At 74.5% G+C, this 4147-nt stretch carries 2 protein-coding genes; both read right to left on the bottom strand.

The window, feature by feature from the left end:
* Positions 1 to 6: 6 nt before the first annotated feature.
* Entirely contained in the window at positions 7 to 2622 is a 2616-nt protein-coding gene (valS, locus tag ACOJTC_RS17955) for a valine--tRNA ligase (RefSeq protein ID WP_420117745.1), read from the bottom strand.
* A gap of 176 nt (positions 2623 to 2798) precedes the next feature.
* The coding region (locus tag ACOJTC_RS17960) for a trypsin-like serine protease (protein WP_420117746.1) at positions 2799 to 4147 on the bottom strand (1349 nt) is incomplete at its 5' end.

Here is a 4147-nt window from a genome sequence, read left to right on the forward strand (position 1 = left end):
CCGGCGTCAGAACGCGCTGGCGATGACGAGTACGGGGGCGCGGTCGGGGAGCAGGTCGAGGGGGGGGAGCCGGCCGGCGGCGCGCACGCCGTCGGCGACCAGGGTGAGCTGGGCGAGCAGGCCGGCCGGGCCCAGCGCCTCGGCCAGCGGCACCTCCGCCCGCATCGACAGCCTGCGCTCGGACTTGGCCCGCCGGACCTGGCCCAGCGCGTCCCCGGCCAGCCGCAGCAGGGCCGGGTCACCGGTGCCGGTGATCGCCCGCCCCACCTCGTAGGTGGTCGGCCAGGGGGCCCGGTGCACCGAGCCGTACCGCCACCACGACCAGACCTCCTCGGTCACGTACGGCAGCACCGGGGCGAACAACCGCAACTGCACCGACAGGGCGGTGGCCAGCGCCGCCCGGGCCGAGTCGGCACCCGGCCCGGTGCCGTAGGCGCGTTCCTTCACCAACTCGATGTAGTCGTCGCAGAACCGCCAGAAGAACGCCTCGGTGGCCTGTAGGGCGGTCGTGTGGTCGTACCCGTCGAAGGCGGCGGTCGCGGTGGCGACCACGGTGGACAGCTCGGCGAGCAGGGCGGTGTCCAACGGGGTGGTCGCCGGGGTGCGCAGGGCGTCGGCGGCGCCCAGCCCCAACGCGAACTTCGACGCGTTGAGCAGCTTGGTGGCCCGCCGCCGACCCACCCTGATCTGCGCCGGGTCGAAGGCCAGGTCCATGCCGGGCCGGCCGTTGGCCGCCCAGTAGCGCACCGCGTCCGAGCCGTGCTGTTCCAGCAGCGCCATCGGGGTGACCACGTTCCCCTTGGACTTGGACATCTTCTTGCGGTCCGGGTCGAGGATCCAGCCGGAGAGCACCGCGTCCCGCCAGGGCAGCACCCCGTGCTCCAGGTGGGCACGCACGACCGTGCCGAAGAGCCAGGTCCGGATGATCTCCTGCCCCTGCGGGCGCAGGTCCATCGGGAAGATCCGGTCGAACAACTCCGGGTCGGTCTCCCAACCGCCGACGATCTGCGGGGTCAACGACGAGGTGGCCCACGTGTCCAGCACGTCCGGGTCGCCGACGAACCCACCGGGCACGCCGCGCTGCGACTCGTCGTAGCCGGGCGGCGGCTCACCCGACGGGTCGATCGGCAGCGACGCTTCGTCCGGTGTGAGAGGGTTGGCGTGGTCCGGCTCGCCAACGGCGTCGAGCCGGTACCACACCGGCACCGGCACCCCGAAGAAGCGTTGCCGGCTGACCAGCCAGTCCCCGGTCAGCCCGCCCACCCAGTGCGCGTAGCGGTGCCCCATGTGCTCCGGCACCCAGCGCAGTTCGTCGCCCCGGGCCAGCAGTTCCGCCCGCAGCCCGGCGTCCCGACCGCCGTTGCGCAGGTACCACTGCCGGGTCGAGACGATCTCCAACGGCCGGTCGCCGCGCTCGTAGAACTTCACCGGATGGGTGATCTCGCGCGGCTCGCCGACCAGGTCACCGGCGTCGCGCAGCGACTCCACGACGGCCCGCCGGGCGGCGTTGACCGACTGCCCGGAAAGCGTGGCGTAGGGTCCGACCGGCACGCCGTCCGGCGGCTCGGCCAGCAGCCGGCCGTCCCGGCCGATCACCACCCGGGTCGCCAGGTCGAGGTCCCGCCACCAGGTCACGTCGGTCAGGTCACCGAACGTGCAGACCATCGCGACGCCGGTACCCTTGCCCGGGTCCGCCAGCGGGTGCGCGCGCACCGGCACCTCGACCCCGAACACGGGGGTACGCACGGTCGCGCCCACCAGGTCGGCGTACCGCTCGTCGTCGGGGTGGCAGACCACCGCCACACAGGCCGGCAGCAGCTCCGGCCGGGTGGTGTCGATCAGCACCTCCCGCCCGTCCGGCCCGGTGAACCGCAGCCGGTGGTACGCCCCCGGACGCTCCCGGTCCTCCAGTTCCGCCTGTGCCACGGCGGTGCCGAACCCGACGTCCCACAGCGTCGGCGCCTGCGCCTGGTACGCCTCGCCCCGGGCCAGGTTGCGCAGGAACATCCGCTGCGAGGTGGCCCGCGCCGCCCGCCCGATCGTGGTGTACGTCAACGACCAGTCCACGGACAGGCCGAGCCGTCGCCAGAGCGCCTCGAAGACCTGCTCGTCGTCGGCGGTCAACCGGGCGCACAACTCGACGAAGTTGCGGCGGGAGATCGGGGTCGGCTCCCGACGCCGGGCCTCGGTGACCGGGGCGTCGGGCGGCTGCCACGCCGGGTCGTACGGCAGGGACGGGTCGCAGCTCACCCCGTAGACGTTCTGCACCCGGCGTTCGGTGGGCAGGCCGTTGTCGTCCCAGCCCATCGGGTAGAACACGTTGCGCCCGCGCATCCGCTGGAACCGGGCCACCGTGTCGGTGTGCGTGTACGAGAAGACGTGCCCCATGTGCAGCTCGCCGGATACGGTCGGCGGCGGGGTGTCGATGGCGTACACGTCGTCGCCGCGACCGTGCCGACGCGGGGTCCCCGCCGTCGACCCGCGACCCGCTACGGTCGCCTTCTCCCGGTCGAACGCGTACGTGCCCTCCTCCTGCCAGCGGCGCGCCCAGCGTTCCTCGATGCCGTCCAGGGTGGGACGTTCGGGAACACCGGCGCGGGCCGTCCTCGCCGTATCAGTCATCGGTCGATCGTAGGCAGCCGTCGACCTCCCGCCCACGGCTTTACCGGGCGTGCCGGCGGCACCGCACCGGGTGCCCGGCGCACCCCGGGCCCGCCCGCCGGCCAGACGAGCCGCCAACCGGAAACCGCCACCCGGGAACCGCCGTCCGGACGAGCCCGCTGGCCGGACCGGGCGACCTACCGGTTCGAGGAGCCGGCGGGCGGGGCGAGCAGCGGACCCTTGGTGGCGATCTGGAAGCCGAGACCGGTGCGACCGTTGACCCGGTCGAGGATCACCGAGACCGGCGCGTAGGTGTTCGTCTCGTCGGGGTTGGTGCACGGCCCCTCGCCGGGGTCACCGTTGCTCAGGATGCCCAGCGCCCGCCCGTCGGACTCGGTGAACAGCGGGCCGCCGCTGTCACCCGGCCGGGCGCAGACCCGCACGTCGATGCCGCCGCCGGCCTTGCCGATGACCTCGCCGCAGCGGGTGCCCGGCAGGTAGCCGGCCCCGGCGCCCGAGTCGACGTACTGCTCGCCGGCCTTCGGGGTGTACGCCGAGCCGGTGGCGCAGACCACCCAGCCGGCCTGCACCGTGGCGTACGGCGTGACGCCGGTGATCGGCACGTCGCGGCTGCCCCTGCCGGCGCAGGCCGGGTTGTCGGCCACGCACCAGTAGTTGACCAGGCTCGGCGTGTTGCTGCCGGCACCGCGCCTCGGGTACGCCCAACGGGTGCTGGCCCCCTCGGCGTAGGGCAGGACCGCGTAGTCGTTGGGGAAATCGTTCTCGGCCAGCACCGGGTTGGTCGACTCCAGGCCCACCGGCACCTTCGGACCGAGGAACTGGTGCCAGGTGTCGTCGACGCGCTGGTGCCGGCCGCCCACCACGCAGTGCCCGGCGGTCAGCACGTAGTACCGCCCCGACTTCGCCCGGACGTTGAAGCCGGTGGTGCAGCCGCCGACAGTGCCGTCGTCACGGGGCACGTCCAGCCGGATGCCGCCGCGCATCGGCGCCTGCGCGCAGTAGCGCGGGTCGCACGCCTTGGGGATCGTGCCCGCGTCGAACCGGGCCCGGACCCGCGCCGGCACCCCGGCCGTGTCGAGCGCGCCGGCCAGCCGGGCGTCGTCGGCGGGCACCGCGTCGCCGGTGAGCACCAGCACCTCGTTGGCCCGCTCGTCGACCACCACGTCCCGCCCGGCGGTGACGCCCAGCGTCCCGGCCAGCCGGGTCGCCGCCGCGTCCAGGTCACGACGCGAGTGCCGGACCGGCACGACGGTGACGTGCCGGGCGTCCGGCAGCCCGGCGACCGTCTCGGTGACCCGGGCCGGGTCGGTGGCGGCGATGGTGAGCACCCCGCCGCCGGCCTGGTCCAGCCACATCCCGGCGTAAGCGTCGGGGAAGCGGGCGGCCAGGGTGTCGGCCAGCGGCGCGGACAGCTCCTGGAGGGCCAGCCGGCGGGCGGCCTCGTCGGGGCCGACCCGGTAGCGGTCGCTGAGGTAGCTCACCGAGGCGGGGGCGGCCTGCGCGACCTGGGCCGCCGGGCGGCTCG

Source organism: Micromonospora sp. (assembly GCF_048594385.1).
GTDB lineage: Bacteria > Actinomycetota > Actinomycetes > Mycobacteriales > Micromonosporaceae > Micromonospora > Micromonospora wenchangensis.